This is a genomic window from Ferrovibrio sp., from assembly GCF_029255545.1.
Taxonomy (GTDB): domain Bacteria; phylum Pseudomonadota; class Alphaproteobacteria; order Ferrovibrionales; family Ferrovibrionaceae; genus Ferrovibrio.
Window position 1 is genome coordinate 37,383 of sequence record NZ_JANLJJ010000032.1, and the last position, 14,196, is coordinate 51,578.

Sequence of the window (14,196 nt, forward strand, 5' to 3'; positions counted from 1 at the left end):
CCGATTTGTCAGGAGCCGGACTTGCCGTTCCAGCTGTCGCGCGGCAAACTGCGGCCATGAAACGTTTCCCGTTTTCTGCCGCTCTGGGGGGGGCTGTTCTGGCGGTCTTGCTGGCCGGTTGTTCCGGCACCGCGTCGGAACCCTATTATCTCGGCCGCTTCACGCCAGAAGATGTCGGGAAATACGAGCGGGGAGAAAGCCAGGTCGCCAACGACCCGCAGACCGGCCGGCCGTATTTTTCGGTCTGCTACAACAGTGCCCTGCATTCGGCCGAACAGGTCCGCGCCCTGGTGCGCAAACATTGCGCCGACCCGCAATTGTGGAGAAACCGGACCGATCTGTATTCCTGCTCGCTGGCGGCTCCGGCGCGGGCGACCTACAGCTGCAGCGCGCTGAGCCGCACGGCCGAGGAAGCCCGGCCCAATCTGCTGCGCTCGGAGAGCTATACCGGCGCCATCAATCTCTACTGAACGCCGGATTTCAGCCCGGCGTGGCGACGCGCAGGCCGCTTTCGCGGTCGAACAGATGCAGGCGTTCGATATCGATCACCAGGCCGGGGCGGGAATGGTCATGAAATCCGGCATGGCTCGGGACGCGGACCACCATTTCCTCGCCGGCGATCTTGCCATGCAGCAGGGTATCGGCGCCGAGTTCTTCCGCGACGTCGACATCGAGCTGCAGATGCGCCGTTTCGCCGGCCCGGGCGATCCGCAGGTTCTCAGGCCGGATGCCAAGGCTGTATTCGCCGGCAGGAACGGACCAGCCGGCCGGCAACGGCAGGATGACGTCATCGGTCAGTTTGGCCTGGCCGGTATCGATGCGGCAGGTCAGGAAATTCATCGCTGGTGAGCCGATGAAGCCGCCGACATAGGTGGTGGCCGGATGGTTATAGACATCCTGCGGCGAGCCGATCTGGTCGGCGCGGCCCTGGTTCATCACCACCAGCCGGTCGGCCAGGGTCATGGCTTCCACCTGGTCATGCGTGACATAGACCGAGGTGACGCCAAGCTGCTGGTGCAGGCGCTTGATTTCCAGGCGCATCTGGACGCGCAGTTTGGCGTCGAGGTTCGACAGTGGCTCGTCGAACAGGAACACGCTCGGCTCGCGCACGATGGCGCGGCCCATGGCGACGCGCTGGCGCTGACCGCCTGACAATTCGCGCGGCTTGCGCTGCAGATAAGGTTGCAATTGCAGGATTTCGGCGGCCCGCTGCACCCGGGTCTCGATATCGGCCTTACTGCGACCGCGAATGCGCAGGCCGTAGGACATGTTCTCGTACACGCTCATATGCGGATAGAGCGCGTAGTTCTGGAACACCATGGCGATGTCACGTTCGGCCGGCTCGATATTATTGACCACCCGGTCGCCGATCTGGATCGTGCCGTCGGTGATGGCTTCCAGGCCGGCGATCATCCGCAGCAGGGTCGACTTGCCGCAGCCCGACGGGCCGACGATGACGATGAACTCGCCATCCTTGATTTCCATGTCGACACCATGGATGGCTTTGACCGGACCGTAATTCTTTTTCACGCCTTTCAGCGTCACTTTCGCCATATCGGGCGCTCACTTTTCCGTTTCAACAAGGCCTTTGACGAACCAGCGCTGCATCAGCACCACCACGGCAACCGGCGGCAGCAGCGCCAGCACCGCCATACCCATGATCACCGGCCATTCGTAAAAGGCATCCGGCGCGCGGATCAGGCGGCCGATCGCGAGAACGATGGTCTGGTATTTGTAGTCGGACGCGATCAGCAGCGGCCAGAGATACTGGTTCCAGCCGTAAATGAACTGGATCACGAACATGGCGGCGATGCTGGTGCGGCTCAACGGCACCAGCACGTCCCAGAAGAAGCGCATTGGTCCGGCGCCATCGATGCGGGCGGCTTCCAGCAGCTCGTCCGGCACGGTCATGAAGAACTGGCGGAACAGGAAGGTGGCGGTGGCCGAGGCGATTAGCGGCAGGATCAGGCCGGTATAGGTATCGAGCAGGCCGAGATCGGCGACGATCTTGTAGGTCGGGATGATGCGCACCTCGACCGGCAGCATCAGGGTGATGAAGATCATCCAGAAAAAGATGTTCCGCAGCGGGAAGCGGAAATAGACGATGGCGAAGGCCGACAGCAGCGAGATGATGATTTTTCCCACGGCGATCGAGATCGCCATGATGAAGCTGTTCATCAGCAGCACGATGGCCGGCGTGGCGCCGCTGACGCCAACCAGCTGCGGTCCGTCGAACAGGGCGCGCGCCGTGTTGGTGAGCAGTTCGGCGCCCGGCAGAAGCGGCATCGGCGTCTGCGACACGTCCTGGATCGTGTGCGAGGCTGCGATCACCGCGAGATAGATCGGGAAGGCGACGATGAAGATCGCCGCCAGCATGATCAGGTGGCCGACCGCATCGGCTATGGGGCGACGCTCGATCATCAGTAATGCACTTTGCGTTCAATATAACGGAACTGGATCACGGTCAGGCCGATCACGATGGCCATCAGGATCACCGACTGCGCGGCCGAGCCGCCGAGGTCCTGCGCTTCGAAGCCGTCATACCAGACCTTGTAGACAAGGATTTCTGTCGACTTCGCCGGGCCGCCGCGGGTCAGCGAATGGATCACGCCGAAGGTCTCGAAGAAGGCATAGACGACGTTGACGACGATCAGGAAGAACAGCGTCGGCGACAACATCGGCAGGATGATGGTCCAGAAGCGGCGGAACGGCTTGGCGCCGTCGATGGCGGCGGCCTCGATCAGCGATTTCGGGATCGCCTGCAGACCGGCCAGGAAAAACAGGAAATTGTAGGAGATCTGTTTCCAGGTGGCGGCGACCACGACGACGAACATCGCCTGCCCGCCATTGAGATGGAAATTCCAGTCGACGCCCATCTGGGCCAGCAGCCAGGCAAACACGCCGGGACCCGGCAGGAACACGAAACCCCACAACGCGCCGGCCACGGCAGGCGCCACGGCATAGGGCCAGATCAGCAGGGTCTTGTAGATCGTCGCGCCGCGGATCAACCGGTCGGCGGTAACCGCCAGCACCAGGGAGATACCCAGGCCCAGCGTGGTGACCAGCGTGCTGAACAGCGCGGTGATCTTGAAGGAGTTCAGGTAATAGTCGTCCTCGAACAGGGCGGCGAAATTCTCCATCCCGACGAAATAGCTGCTGGTGCCGAAGGCGTCCTCGCGCAGGACCGACTGCACGACGGCCTGGCTGGCGGGCCAGAAGAAGAAGATCACGGTGATCGCAATCTGCGGGGCGACCAGCAGATACGGCAGGAACCGGTTATGAAAGACGACTCGTTTTTCCATGGGATGCCATAGAAAAAGCCCGCACCTCGCAAAGTCAAGGCGCGGGCTTCCTTTCTCCTGAACTGTTAGGCCATTACGACCGCTTGGTGTCGCGCTCGAACTGGCGGAGCAGGCGATTGCCACGCTCCACGGCAGCGTCCAGCGCTTCCTTGGGCGACTTCTTGCCCGACCAGACGGCTTCCAGCTCCTCGTCCATCACGTCGCGGATCTGCACGAAGTTGCCCAGACGCAGGCCCTTGGAGTTCGGCGTCGGGGTCTTCAGCATCATCTGCTGCACCGAGGTATCGGTGCCCGGATTGGCGGCATAGAAGCCCTGCTGCTTGGTGGCTTCATACGACATCGGGGTGATCGGCAGGTAGCCGGTGTTCTTGTGCCACCAGACCTGGTTCTCGGTCGAGGCCAGGTAGTCGAAGAACTGGGCAACGCCCTTGTAGTCTTCGGCCTTGTGCTTGCCCAGCACCCACAGCGAGGCGCCGCCGATGATCGAGTTCTGCGGCGCGCCCTGCACGTCGGAGTAATAGGGCAGCATCGAGATGCCCCACTTGAACTTCGCGCCACGGGCGAAGGTGGCGTAACCGGCCGAGCTTTCCATGTGGATCGCGCATTCGCCCGACACGAACTTGGCATTGGCCTCGTTCTTGCGGCCGCCATACACCATCAGGCCTTCCTTCATCCAGTTGGCCAGGTTGGTGATGTGGCGCACATGCAGCGGGCTGTTGAATTTCAGCTCGGTGTCGAAGCCGTCGAAACCGTTGGCCTTGGTGGAGAAGGGCACGTTGTGCAGGGCGGAGAAATTCTCCAGCTGCACCCAGGTCTGCCAGTTGGACTGGAACGGGCAGGTGCTGCCCGAAGCCTTCAGCTTCTTCAGCATCGGCTCGAATTCCTGCCAGGTCTTCGGCGGCTTGTTGGGATCAAGGCCGGCCTTCTGGAAGGCGTCCTTGTTGTAATACATCACCGGCGTCGACGAGTTGAACGGGAAGGACAGCATCTTGCCGTCCGAGGTGCTGTAATAGCCGGTGACGGCCGAGATGTAGGAGCCCGGATCGAACTTGTAGCCGTTCTCCTGCATGAGCTGGTAGACCGGCTTGATCGCGGCGCGCGAGGCCATCATGGTGCCGGTGCCGACCTCGAAGACCTGCACGATATGCGGGCCCTTGCCGGCACGGAAAGCCGCCATGGCGGCGGTCAGGGTTTCCGGATAGCTGCCCTTGTTGACAGCGACAAGCTTGTATTTGTCCTGGCCCTTGTTGAAGCCTGCGACAATTTCGTTGACCCGCTCGTTGAGAGCGCCGGTCATCGCGTGCCACCACTGGATCTCGATGCGATTTTCCTGCGCCTGCGCCGTAAGGCCGGTCACCGCAACGGCGGTGCCGGCAAGCAGCGCGAGCGCAAGGCGCGCGAGTTTCCCTGTCGATTTCATTGTGCTGTCTCCAATGCTAAAGAAATCCACCCTGAGTCGGGGAGGCCGACTTTTTTATGGCTCTTACGATGACGGGCACGCGTAAGATTTGTTACAGTTATATGACAAGGACCGGGTGTTGACCAAGCTTTATTCTTCTCCGATCGAAATCGGTGCCGACCGGCTGAAGGTCGGGAGCCACAGTTTCCCGTTTCTGGTCAAGCGTGATTCCCGGGCCCGCCGCATGCTGCTGCGGGTCATGCCACGGGATGGCGCCGTTGTCCTGGTGCTGCCGACTCGGGCAAGCCTGAAATCCGGGCAGAAATTCGTCACCGAGCAGGTCGACTGGATTCTGGCCCGCCAGGAAGAGCGCCCCGAGGTACAGCCCTGGCAGGATGGCGCCAACCTGCCGCTTTATGGTGCGCCGCACATCATCCGGCATCGACCGGGCGCCCGTGGCGGCGTCTGGATCGAAGGTGGCGAAATTCATGTTGCCGGACAGGCCGAACACCTGCCGCGCCGGCTGCGCGACTGGCTGAAGCGGCGCGCGCGCGATGAATTCGGGGTTGCCGCAAGGGAAATGGCACAGGGAATCGGCCTCGCGGTGCGACGGGTGACCGTGCGCGACACCCAGAGCCGCTGGGGCAGCTGCTCGGCCCATGGCAACCTGTCGTTTTCCTGGCGGCTGCTGCTGGCGCCACAACCTGTCGCCCGCTATCTGGTGGCCCACGAGGTGGCGCATCTCAAGCACATGGATCACAGCGTTGCCTTCTGGCATCTCTGTGCCCAGCTGCTGGGCGGCGAAACCGAATTGCGCGCGGCGCGCGCCTGGCTGCGCCGTCACGGCGCCGCCCTGCATCTGCATGGCTGACGCATGAACACCTTCGGGCGCCCGCTGCCGCGCGACTCGACGGCCCTGGTGATCCTGCTCGGCTGCGCCACGGCCCTGGGGCCGCTCAGCACCGACATGTATCTGCCGTCGCTGCCCGCCCTGGCGACGATCTACGGCACCGATGCCGCTTCCGTGCAACTGACGCTGAGCGCCTTCCTGGCCGGCTTCGCGGTGACGCAGCTGATCTATGGCCCGGTTTCCGATCGCTTTGGCCGCCGGCCGGCCCTGTTGTTCGGCATTGCGCTGTTCACGCTGGCTTCGGTTGGCTGCGCCTTCGCGGCCAGCATCGAATGGCTGATCGGCTGGCGCTTCGTGCAGGCGCTGGGCGCCTGTTCCGGCGTGGTGCTGGGCCGCGCCATCGCCCGCGACCTGTTCGAAGGCGCCCATGCGGCCAGGGCGCTGTCGATGATGGCCATGGTGCTGGGCCTGACGCCGGCGGTGGCGCCGATCCTCGGCGGATATCTGCATGCCGGGTTCGGCTGGCAGGCGAATTTTCTCGCCATGGCGCTGGTCGGCTGCCTGCTCGGCGTCTGCGTGCTGGTCTTCCTGGCCGAGAGCAACCAGCGGCGCAATCCCACCGCCACCCACGTGCGGCCGATGCTGCGCAATTTCGGCACCCTGATCCGGCATCCGCGCTATCGCGGCTATGTGCTCTGCGTGGCGTTTTCCTATGGCGGGATGTTTTCCTTTATTTCCGGCTCGTCGTTCACGCTGATCCAGGTCTTCGGCGTCAGCGAAACCATATTTGGCTATTGTTTCTCGCTGATCGTGTTCGGCTATCTCTGCGGCGGTTTCCTCGGCACACGGCTCACCCTGCGGCTTGGCGTCGACCGCATGCTCGGCGTCGGCGCCGCCTGCTGCGCGCTGGGCGGCATCGGCATGGCGCTGCTGCAAAGCTGGGCCTGGGCGAATGGCCTCGACTGGCACTGGTTCAGCCTGATCGGCCCGATGATGCTGTTCACCATGGGGCTGGGCCTCACCATGCCGCAGGGCCAGGCCGGCGCGCTGCAGCCGTTTCCGCATATGGCCGGCAGCGCCGCCTCGCTGATGGGGTTCGTGCAGATGAGCGTCGGCGCCATAGCCGGCATTTTTGTCGGCCATGCCCTGAACGAAACATCGCTGCCCCTGAGCTGGACCGTGGCCGCGATGGGCCTGGCGACGCTGCTGTCGTGGCTGCTGATCGTGCGCCGCCGCGCCGCGTGAAGCGGTTTAAGGGCTCAGCTTGCTGAGCAGCCAGCTGCTGATCCGGCTGATCACGCCCGGATCGACGTCGCCTTCGAACCCCGGGTCCTTGTCACCCTGCAGCGGTTTCAGGTTGTGGCTGGTGCGCGGCAGGATGATCAGGGCATGGTCGTCCGGTTCACGCTTCTGCAGGGCTTTGTCCAGGCTGAGGGCGTCGCGTTCCGCCGAGACCTGGATATCGGCGTCGCCCTGAATCAGCAGCACGGGTCCTTTGTATTGCTGTACCCTGGCGGCCGGGTCGATGCGCATCAGCGATTGCCAGAACGGGCCGATGTAAAATGGATATAAACCGGCCAGGCCCGCCGGAATTTTGTCGGGCACCTTGCCTGTATCGCGGATGGTCAGCGTGATGCGCTTGTTCTCGGCCAGGAAGGACTTGCGCTGGCCCGGCGGAACTTTCTGCTCGGCGAGCAGCCGCTGCAACTGGTCCTGCAGCACCGAATCCATTGTCCGGCCTGGCGTCGCGGCCAGGATCAGGGCCTGCGGCCTTTCCGCGTCCACCAGCCGGGTGGCGAGATCGAGGGCGACCAGCCCACCCTCGGAATGGCCGAACAGGCCGGCCTTGCCGGAATCCACCACGGCCTGGGCACGCAGGAAGGCATAGGCGGCATAGGCGTCGTCGACGAAACGGCCCCAGTCGAAATAGGCGGCATAATCGTCCTGGCTGGCGGGTCTGCCGCCGGCATTGGCATGCATGCCGCGCTTGTCGTAGCGCAGCGTGGCGATGCCATTCTGTGCCAGGCCTTCGGCGACCTGGCGCAGCAGGTCGGTGCGCAATACTGGCGGCTGGTTGCCGTCGCGGTCGGTCGGCCCGCTGCCCTGTACCAGCACCAGCCCCGGCACCTTGAAGGTGACGCCAGCCGGAATCGTCAGCGTGCCGGCCAGCGTCGTGCCGTCGCCGGATGTGATGCTGACCTGCTGGTTGATCACGCTGTCTGCCGCCGTTGCCGAGGCCGGGGACAACAGCAGGCCGGCGACCAGACAGCAAAGGATATGGCGCCTCATTGTTGCACCGGCTGTGGTCCGACCTGCCAGATCATCTGCGGCTCGCCCTGCGATGTCGAGGGCGGCGGTGCAGCCGGTTCGATCACCGTGCGTGGCGGCGGCGGTACCGCCGCCTGTGCCGGGGCGACCGGAGCGGTGCTGCCGCCGAACTGGCGCATGATGCGATCCCACAGGGAAGGCAGGCTGAAGCTGCGGCTGGGCGCCTGTGGCAACTCGCTGACCGGCCGGCCCTTCAGGGCATCGTTCATGAAGCTGCGCCAGATCTGTGCCGGCAGGCCGCTGCCGCTGACCTTCTTCGTTGGCGAATTGTCGTCGTTGCCCACCCACACGGCGGCCACCAGGTCTGGCGTGTAGCCGACGAACCAGGCATCGCGGTAATCCGAGGTCGTGCCGGTCTTGCCTGCCGCCGGGCGGCCGATCCCCGCTGCCCGCCCGGTGCCGGTGGCGATCACGCCGCGCAGCAGGTCGTTCAGCTCGCCCAGCGGCTCGCCGGCGATCATATGGGCATAGGCGCCGCCGGTATCGCGGCGGAACAGCACGGCATTGTGGTGGTCGCGGATCTCCAGCACGCCATAGGGCTGCACGGCATAGCCGCCATTGGCGAAGGCGGCATAGGCGGCGGTGAGTTCCAGCACGCCGACCTCGAAGGCGCCCAGCGCCAGCGAGGGATGCGGTTTGAGGTCGCTGGTGATGCCAAGCCGGCGCGCGGTCTCGATCACCCTGTCGCGGCCGACCCGCTCGGAAACCTGCACGGCAACCGTATTGATCGAGCGTGCCACCGCTTCGCCCAGCGTCATGCTGCCATGATACTGGCCGTCGTAATTGCGCGGCTTCCAGTTGCCGATCTCGATCGGCCCGTCGACGAACTGATCGTCGGCATGCAGGCCCTGCTCCAGCGCGGTGAGGAAGACGATCGGTTTGAAAGCCGAGCCGGGCTGGCGGCGCGCCTGGGTGGCGCGGTTGAAGGGGCTGTCGAGATAGTCGCGGCCGCCGACCATGGCGCGCACTGCGCCATCGGGCGCCAGCGCCACCAGGGCGGCCTGGTCGACATCCAGCTTTCCGGCGTCGCGATCCATCAGCGTATCGACGGCGCGTTCGGCATTGCCCTGCAGACGGCCATCCAGCGTGGTGTAGACAGTGAGGTCGGCATGGTCGCGACCGACCAGCTGATACACTTCGTCGATCACCCAGTCGGCGAAATAGCGGGCGTTGGGCAGCGGCAGGCGCGAACGGGCTAGCTGCGTGGGCTTCGCAATCGCCTTCTCGGCCGCATCCGCCGTGATGAAGCCGGCATCGGCCATGTTGCGCAGCACCTGCGCGCCGCGCGCCTGGGCCGATTTGATATTGCCGGTCGGCGCCAGTTTCGATGGCGCTTTCAGCAGGCCGACCAGCATGGCCGCTTCGCCCAGGGAGAGTTTGCTCGCCGGCTTGTCGAAATAGCGTTGCGCGGCGGCCTCCACGCCATAGGCGCCGGCGCCGAAATAGACGCGGTTGAGATACATCTCCAGGATCTGCTCCTTGGAGAAGCGCTGCTCCAGCCTGAAGGCCAGCATCAGTTCCTGCACCTTGCGCTTCAGCGTGCGGTCGCGCTCCAGGAACACGTTCTTGGCCAGCTGCTGCGTCAGCGTCGAGCCGCCCTGCACCACGCGGCCGGCACGCAGGTTGGCGAAGCTGGCGCGCGCCAGGCCGATCGGGTCGATGCCGAAATGCGAATAGAAGCGGCGGTCCTCGGTGGCGATCAGGGCCTGGGGCAGGTGGGCCGGCAGGTTTTTCAGCGCCTGATGCTCGCCATAGAGGTCGCCATAGGTGGCCAGCACCATGCCGTCGGCGGCCTTCAGGGTCACCGAACTGCGGCGCTCGACGATATAGAGGTCGTCGAAATCCGGCAGGTCGTAGGCATACCAGGCAAACAGGGCGCCGCCGGCGACCAGGCCCCAGATGCCGGCCAGCAGGCCAAGACGGGCCAGGCGGGCCAGCCAGCCCATGGGCCGGCCCGAAGGTGCCGCGCGCCGCTTGCGGCTGGCGGTGGAGGAGGATTTGGCAGCGGTACGGCGGGGCGGACGGGCCATGGCGGCGAACTATGCAACTCTTTGCTGAGGAAATCTCGTCCGGTGGGAACCAACCGACGGGCTGGGTTTGGCAGCCGATTGTGACGGGTTTAGGGCATGGAGGGTTGACGGCCGGTGAATGCACTATATGTTATAAGATAACGTAAACTCGGATTAGCCATGCACCGCCATTCCCACGATTTCGACCTGCCGATCGCCGTGCTCGCCGCCGGCGGGTGGATGCGCATGGCCGCCCTGCTGCCGCTGATTGCCGCCCTGTGGGCGGCGGTCTTCTGGGCCATGGCCGTGGAATGAGCGCCATGCCTGCCATCGCCGCATCCGCGCCTGCCGGAGAGATCAGCCTGGAGGATGTCACGGTCGCCTATGACCGGCATCCCGCCGTGCATCATGTCAGCGGCCGCTTCTCCCCCGGTTCGCTCACCGCCATCATCGGTCCCAACGGCGCCGGCAAGTCGACCCTGCTGAAAGCCATCGTCGGCCAGTTGCCGGTGGCCGATGGCAGCATCGAACGTGGCCCGCTCAAACCCCGCGACATCGCCTTCCTGCCGCAGCAGGCCAGCCTCGACCGCGCCTATCCGATCTCCGTGCTGGAAGTCGTGTTGCTCGGCCACTGGCAGCGCGTCGGCGCCTTCGGCCGCATCGGCCGCGATGGCATCCGGGCGGCCCGCGAAGCCCTGAGCGCCGTGGGCCTTGAGGGATTCGAGCATCGTCCGCTTGGCACGCTCTCCATCGGCCAGGCCCAGCGCGCCCTGTTCGCCCGCGTGCTGGTGCAGGATGCCCGCGTGATCCTGCTGGACGAGCCGTTCAACGCGCTGGATGCCCGCACCGTGGCCGACCTGCTGGCCCTGCTGCAGCGCTGGCATGGCGAGAAGCGCACGGTGATCGCCGTGCTGCATGATTTCGACCTGGTACGTCAGCATTTCCCCGAGGCGTTGTATCTGGCGCGGCGGCTGATCGCCTGGGGCCGCAGCGACGAGGTCCTGACGCCGGAGAACCAGCTGGCCGCGCGTCGCATGGCCGAGTCCTGGGACGACACGGCTCCCCTGTGCGATCCCGGCCACGCTCAGCACAGCCACGGCGGCCACGCCGCCTGATCTTCACCCGTCTGTTGTCCGGAGCCGCGCATGGGCGCCGCCATTTATGATTTTCTGTTCTCGCCGTTTGCCGAATTCGCCTTCATGCGGCGGGCGCTGGTGGCATGCTTCGCGCTTGCCTTAAGCGGCGCGCCGATTGGCGTGGTGCTGATGCTGCGTCGCATGAGCCTGTTCGGCGAGGCGATGAGCCATGCCATCCTGCCGGGCGCCGCGGTCGGGTTCCTGGTCGCCGGCTTCTCGCTGCCGGCGATCAGCGTCGGCGGCATTGTCGCGGGGCTTGTCGTGGCTTTGGCCGCCGGCGCGGCGACGCGCGCGACCGACCAGCGCGAGGATGCCAGTTTCGCCGCGTTCTATCTGATCGCGCTGGCGCTGGGCGTCACGCTGATCTCCACGCGCGGCTCGGCGGTGGATGTCATGCATATCCTGTTCGGCTCGGTGCTGGCGGTCGATGAAGCCGCCCTGCTGCTGCTTGGCGTGGTGGCTTCCTTAAGCCTGCTGATCTTCGCCGCGATCTACCGGCCGCTGCTGGCCGATGGCTTCGACCCGGAATTCCTGCGCAGCGTGGGCGGTGGCGGCACGCTGTATCACTTTGTCTTCCTTGGCCTGGTCGTGGTCAACCTGGTGGCCGCCTTCCAGGCCCTGGGCAGTCTGATGGCCGTCGGCCTGATGATGCTGCCGGCGCTCGCCGCGCGCTACTGGAGCCGCTCGCTGATTTCCGCCATGGCGGTGGCCGCCCTGATCGCGGCCCTGTCGGGCTATTGCGGCCTGCTGCTGTCTTACCACGCCGATCTGCCTTCGGGGCCGTCCATCGTGCTGTTCGCCGGCGGCGGCTATCTGTTGTCGCTTGGTTTCGGCCGGCAGGGGCTGATTCTGCACTGGCGCCAGCGGCGCCATCTGGAGGCCTGACATGATCCGCTTCGTTACCCTGCTTCTTGTGGCGCTCTGCCTTGCCGGCCCGGTCTCGGCGCAACAGGCCGCGCCGAAGCTCAAAGCCATCGCCAGCTTCTCGATCCTGGCCGACATCGTGGCCGAGATCGGCGGCGACAGGGTGGCCGTCACCACGCTGGTGCCGGCGATGGGCGATGCCCATGTCTATCAGCCGTCTCCCGCCGATGCCCGCGCGGTTGCCACCGCCGATCTGCTGGTGGCCAGTGGCCTGAATTTTGAGACCTGGCTCGACCGCCTGGTCGCGGCCTCCGGTTTCAGGGGCCGTCGCATCGTGGCCGCCGAGGGCATCAAGCCGCGCCGCCTGGATGACCATCATGACCATGGCCCCGGTGACAGCCACGGCCATGATCACGGCGATGCCAAGGACGATCCCCATGTCTGGCACGACCTGCAGCGCATGCAGACCTATGTGGCCAATATCGCTAACGGTCTGGCCGCGGCCGATCCGGCCAATGCGGACTATTACCGCGGCCGCGGCGCAGCCTATGCCGCGCAGCTGAAGGAGATCGATCAATGGGCCGCCGCCGAATTCGGCCGTCTGCCTAAGGCCTATCGCAAGGCGATCAGCCAGCATGACGCTTTCGGCTATCTGGCCGACCGCTACCAGATCGAATTCCTGGCTGCCCAGGGCATGACCACGGCGTCGGAGGCCTCTGCCGAGGCGGTCGCCCGGCTGATCCGCCAGATCAAGCGCCAGCGTGTACAGGCGGTGTTCTTCGAGAATGTGGTCAATCCCCGGCTGATCGAGCAGATCGCCAGGGAGGCTAGGGTGAAGGTGGGCGGCCGGCTTTATTCCGATGCCCTGTCACCGCCGGGGGGAGAGGCCGACAGTTTCGTTAAGATGTATCGTCTCAATGTCAGTCGACTGATCGAGGCCATGCAAAGGGATAGTTGATCGTGGTCTAATTCAACCTGCTTGGGCAGGGGTAAGTTGATCTGCATCAATTGGTGGTGGGAAGGCTGCCGGTAATTTGCAATAATTGCGCATTACCGGATGCAGGCCCGCATGACCAAGTACGACAGGGTGCCGACCAACAAGGAGATCTTCTTCGGCGAGGAGGAGATCATCGTCAGCAAGACCGACCCGCGCGGGCGCATCACCTATGCCAATGATGTGTTCGTCCGTATTTCTGGTTATTCCGAGCGGGAACTGCTGGAGGCGCCGCACAGCATCCTGCGCCATCCCGACATGCCGCGTTGCGTCTTCTGGCTGTTGTGGGAAACCATCGGGAAGGGCAACGAAATCTTCGCCTATGTGAAGAACATGGCGAAAAGCGGCGATTTCTACTGGGTGTTCGCCCATGTCACGCCCAGCTTCGATCCGCAGGGCCAGATCGTCGGCTATCATTCCAACCGCCGCACGCCGGATCGCAAGGCGGTGGACGCCGCCGCCGGGCTGTACAGCCAGCTTCTGGCCATCGAGAACAAGTATGAGGATCGCAAGCAGGGCATGCAGGCCGGCATTGAGACCGTGCTCAAGCTGCTTGGCGACAAGGGCGTCACCTACGACGAGCTGGTTTTCTCGCTCTGATAACGGATCGACCCGGCCGCAGGAACTGCAGCCGGGTCGGTCGTCACGGAACTGAATGCCCGAACTGAACCTTGGGCGCCGTCTTACAGGGCGTCGTCGTCGGTCTCGCCGGTCCGGATGCGCAGAGCCTTCTCCAGATCGACCACGAAGATCTTGCCGTCGCCGATCTGGCCGGTCTTGGCGGCATTCTGAATGGCCTCGATCACGCGGTCGGCGAGGGCGGATTTCACCGCGACCTCGATTTTCACCTTCGGCAGGAAGCTGACGGCGTATTCCGCCCCGCGGTAGATCTCGGTATGGCCTTTCTGCCGGCCGAACCCCTTCACCTCGGTGACGGTCAGGCCCTCGACGCCGAGGCTGGTAAGCGCCTCTCGGACCTCGTCGAGCTTGAACGGCTTGATGACTGCCATGACCAGTTTCATGTGTCTCACTCCTCAACGTTGTTGGCCGCAAATCGGGTCGTTGCCCGCGCGGCGCGTCGTCGCCGGACTATCCCTTCAAGAACCGTGCCGGTTGTTACCCCGCGAGTCGGTGGCCACTTTACCCCGCCCGGAACCGGGGCGGAAAGCGGAAGCCTGCCAGGGCTGCCCAAATCGAGGCTTGGCTGCAAAAATAATAGGCAATGTTCAGGCGGCGTCGGAGGTGCCGAAACGGGCCTCGACCAGGACCCGGCCCTCGCGGCCGTGGATAAAGCCGTTGGAAAACCGCAAATCC

General features: G+C 64.7%; 15 protein-coding genes. 8 read left to right on the forward strand and 7 right to left on the reverse strand.

Annotated elements, in window-relative coordinates; all coding sequences use genetic code 11:
• Positions 1 to 56 precede the first annotated feature (56 nt).
• Complete coding sequence (locus Q1J79_RS05855; RefSeq protein WP_300297794.1) at positions 57 to 470, forward strand: hypothetical protein; 414 nt, start codon at positions 57 to 59, stop codon at positions 468 to 470.
• A 10-nt stretch (positions 471 to 480) separates the two neighbouring features.
• On the opposite strand, the gene Q1J79_RS05860 is transcribed toward Q1J79_RS05855, so the two are convergent.
• The 4 genes from Q1J79_RS05860 to ugpB form a co-directional block, all read right to left on the reverse strand.
• Positions 481 to 1,554 (reverse strand): ABC transporter ATP-binding protein, encoded by a 1,074-nt coding sequence (locus Q1J79_RS05860; protein ID WP_300297796.1) that lies wholly within the window; start codon positions 1,552 to 1,554, stop codon positions 481 to 483.
• Between the two features lie 9 nt (positions 1,555 to 1,563).
• Complete coding sequence (gene ugpE / locus Q1J79_RS05865) at positions 1,564 to 2,421, reverse strand: sn-glycerol-3-phosphate ABC transporter permease UgpE (RefSeq protein WP_300297799.1); 858 nt, start codon at positions 2,419 to 2,421, stop codon at positions 1,564 to 1,566.
• Positions 2,421 to 3,302 carry a sn-glycerol-3-phosphate ABC transporter permease UgpA gene (gene ugpA / locus Q1J79_RS05870; protein WP_300297802.1) on the reverse strand — a complete coding sequence of 294 codons (882 nt, stop codon included), beginning with the start codon at positions 3,300 to 3,302 and terminating at the stop codon, positions 2,421 to 2,423. Before ugpA ends, ugpE begins: the two co-directional genes overlap by 1 nt.
• A 73-nt stretch (positions 3,303 to 3,375) precedes the next feature.
• Entirely contained in the window at positions 3,376 to 4,722 is a 1,347-nt protein-coding gene (gene ugpB / locus Q1J79_RS05875) for a sn-glycerol-3-phosphate ABC transporter substrate-binding protein UgpB (protein WP_300297805.1), read from the reverse strand.
• Between the two features lie 118 nt (positions 4,723 to 4,840).
• Here ugpB and Q1J79_RS05880 point away from each other — a divergent pair, with 118 nt between their 5' ends.
• Both Q1J79_RS05880 and Q1J79_RS05885 read left to right on the forward strand, forming a co-directional pair.
• Positions 4,841 to 5,572 carry a M48 family metallopeptidase gene (locus tag Q1J79_RS05880; protein WP_300297808.1) on the forward strand — a complete coding sequence of 244 codons (732 nt, stop codon included), beginning with the start codon at positions 4,841 to 4,843 and terminating at the stop codon, positions 5,570 to 5,572.
• Between the two features lie 3 nt (positions 5,573 to 5,575).
• Positions 5,576 to 6,796: a multidrug effflux MFS transporter gene (locus tag Q1J79_RS05885; protein WP_300297811.1), complete on the forward strand. Its 1,221-nt coding sequence runs from the start codon at positions 5,576 to 5,578 to the stop codon at positions 6,794 to 6,796.
• Between the two features lie 6 nt (positions 6,797 to 6,802).
• On the opposite strand, the gene Q1J79_RS05890 is transcribed toward Q1J79_RS05885, so the two are convergent.
• Together Q1J79_RS05890 and Q1J79_RS05895 are read right to left on the reverse strand one after the other, a co-directional pair.
• Positions 6,803 to 7,840, reverse strand: a complete 1,038-nt coding sequence (locus Q1J79_RS05890) for an alpha/beta fold hydrolase (RefSeq protein WP_300297814.1) — start codon at positions 7,838 to 7,840, stop codon at positions 6,803 to 6,805.
• The gene (locus Q1J79_RS05895) at positions 7,837 to 9,909 is read right to left on the reverse strand and encodes a transglycosylase domain-containing protein (protein ID WP_300297817.1); all 2,073 of its coding nucleotides are present in this window, start codon (positions 9,907 to 9,909) and stop codon (positions 7,837 to 7,839) included. Before Q1J79_RS05895 ends, Q1J79_RS05890 begins: the two co-directional genes overlap by 4 nt.
• Before the next feature lie 159 nt (positions 9,910 to 10,068).
• Between Q1J79_RS05895 and Q1J79_RS05900 the strand changes: the two genes are divergently transcribed.
• From Q1J79_RS05900 to Q1J79_RS05920, 5 genes are all read left to right on the forward strand, one after another.
• The gene (locus Q1J79_RS05900) at positions 10,069 to 10,203 is read left to right on the forward strand and encodes a hypothetical protein (protein ID WP_300297820.1); all 135 of its coding nucleotides are present in this window, start codon (positions 10,069 to 10,071) and stop codon (positions 10,201 to 10,203) included.
• Between the two features lie 5 nt (positions 10,204 to 10,208).
• On the forward strand, positions 10,209 to 11,003 hold the full coding sequence (locus Q1J79_RS05905; protein ID WP_300297823.1) for an ABC transporter ATP-binding protein: 795 nt from the start codon (positions 10,209 to 10,211) through the stop codon (positions 11,001 to 11,003).
• 30 nt (positions 11,004 to 11,033) lie between these two features.
• A complete protein-coding gene (locus Q1J79_RS05910) occupies positions 11,034 to 11,909 on the forward strand; it encodes a metal ABC transporter permease (protein ID WP_300297825.1) in 876 nt (291 codons plus the stop codon).
• A 1-nt stretch (position 11,910) separates the two neighbouring features.
• Positions 11,911 to 12,846: a zinc ABC transporter substrate-binding protein gene (locus Q1J79_RS05915; RefSeq protein WP_300297828.1), complete on the forward strand. Its 936-nt coding sequence runs from the start codon at positions 11,911 to 11,913 to the stop codon at positions 12,844 to 12,846.
• A 111-nt stretch (positions 12,847 to 12,957) separates the two neighbouring features.
• Positions 12,958 to 13,482, forward strand: a complete 525-nt coding sequence (locus tag Q1J79_RS05920) for a PAS domain-containing protein (protein ID WP_300297830.1) — start codon at positions 12,958 to 12,960, stop codon at positions 13,480 to 13,482.
• A gap of 83 nt (positions 13,483 to 13,565) precedes the next feature.
• Here the strand turns inward: Q1J79_RS05920 and Q1J79_RS05925 are convergent, their stop codons facing one another.
• A complete protein-coding gene (locus Q1J79_RS05925; RefSeq protein ID WP_290811128.1) occupies positions 13,566 to 13,904 on the reverse strand; it encodes a P-II family nitrogen regulator in 339 nt (112 codons plus the stop codon).
• Between the last annotated feature and the right edge of the window lie 292 nt (positions 13,905 to 14,196).

What these genes read in the sequence shown, in the direction of transcription:
- Q1J79_RS05925 (WP_290811128.1), bottom strand. Translation starts at nt 13,904, where the DNA reads ATGAAACTGGTCATGGCAGTCATCAAGCCGTTCAAGCTCGACGAGGTC.
- ugpE (WP_300297799.1), bottom strand. Translation starts at nt 2,421, where the DNA reads ATGATCGAGCGTCGCCCCATAGCCGATGCGGTCGGCCACCTGATCATG.
- Q1J79_RS05920 (WP_300297830.1), top strand. Translation starts at nt 12,958, where the DNA reads ATGACCAAGTACGACAGGGTGCCGACCAACAAGGAGATCTTCTTCGGC.
- Q1J79_RS05895 (WP_300297817.1), bottom strand. Translation starts at nt 9,909, where the DNA reads ATGGCCCGTCCGCCCCGCCGTACCGCTGCCAAATCCTCCTCCACCGCC.
- Q1J79_RS05905 (WP_300297823.1), top strand. Translation starts at nt 10,209, where the DNA reads ATGCCTGCCATCGCCGCATCCGCGCCTGCCGGAGAGATCAGCCTGGAG.
- ugpB (WP_300297805.1), bottom strand. Translation starts at nt 4,722, where the DNA reads ATGAAATCGACAGGGAAACTCGCGCGCCTTGCGCTCGCGCTGCTTGCC.
- Q1J79_RS05885 (WP_300297811.1), top strand. Translation starts at nt 5,576, where the DNA reads ATGAACACCTTCGGGCGCCCGCTGCCGCGCGACTCGACGGCCCTGGTG.
- Q1J79_RS05915 (WP_300297828.1), top strand. Translation starts at nt 11,911, where the DNA reads ATGATCCGCTTCGTTACCCTGCTTCTTGTGGCGCTCTGCCTTGCCGGC.
- Q1J79_RS05890 (WP_300297814.1), bottom strand. Translation starts at nt 7,840, where the DNA reads ATGAGGCGCCATATCCTTTGCTGTCTGGTCGCCGGCCTGCTGTTGTCC.
- ugpA (WP_300297802.1), bottom strand. Translation starts at nt 3,302, where the DNA reads ATGGAAAAACGAGTCGTCTTTCATAACCGGTTCCTGCCGTATCTGCTG.
- Q1J79_RS05900 (WP_300297820.1), top strand. Translation starts at nt 10,069, where the DNA reads ATGCACCGCCATTCCCACGATTTCGACCTGCCGATCGCCGTGCTCGCC.
- Q1J79_RS05855 (WP_300297794.1), top strand. Translation starts at nt 57, where the DNA reads ATGAAACGTTTCCCGTTTTCTGCCGCTCTGGGGGGGGCTGTTCTGGCG.
- Q1J79_RS05910 (WP_300297825.1), top strand. Translation starts at nt 11,034, where the DNA reads ATGGGCGCCGCCATTTATGATTTTCTGTTCTCGCCGTTTGCCGAATTC.
- Q1J79_RS05860 (WP_300297796.1), bottom strand. Translation starts at nt 1,554, where the DNA reads ATGGCGAAAGTGACGCTGAAAGGCGTGAAAAAGAATTACGGTCCGGTC.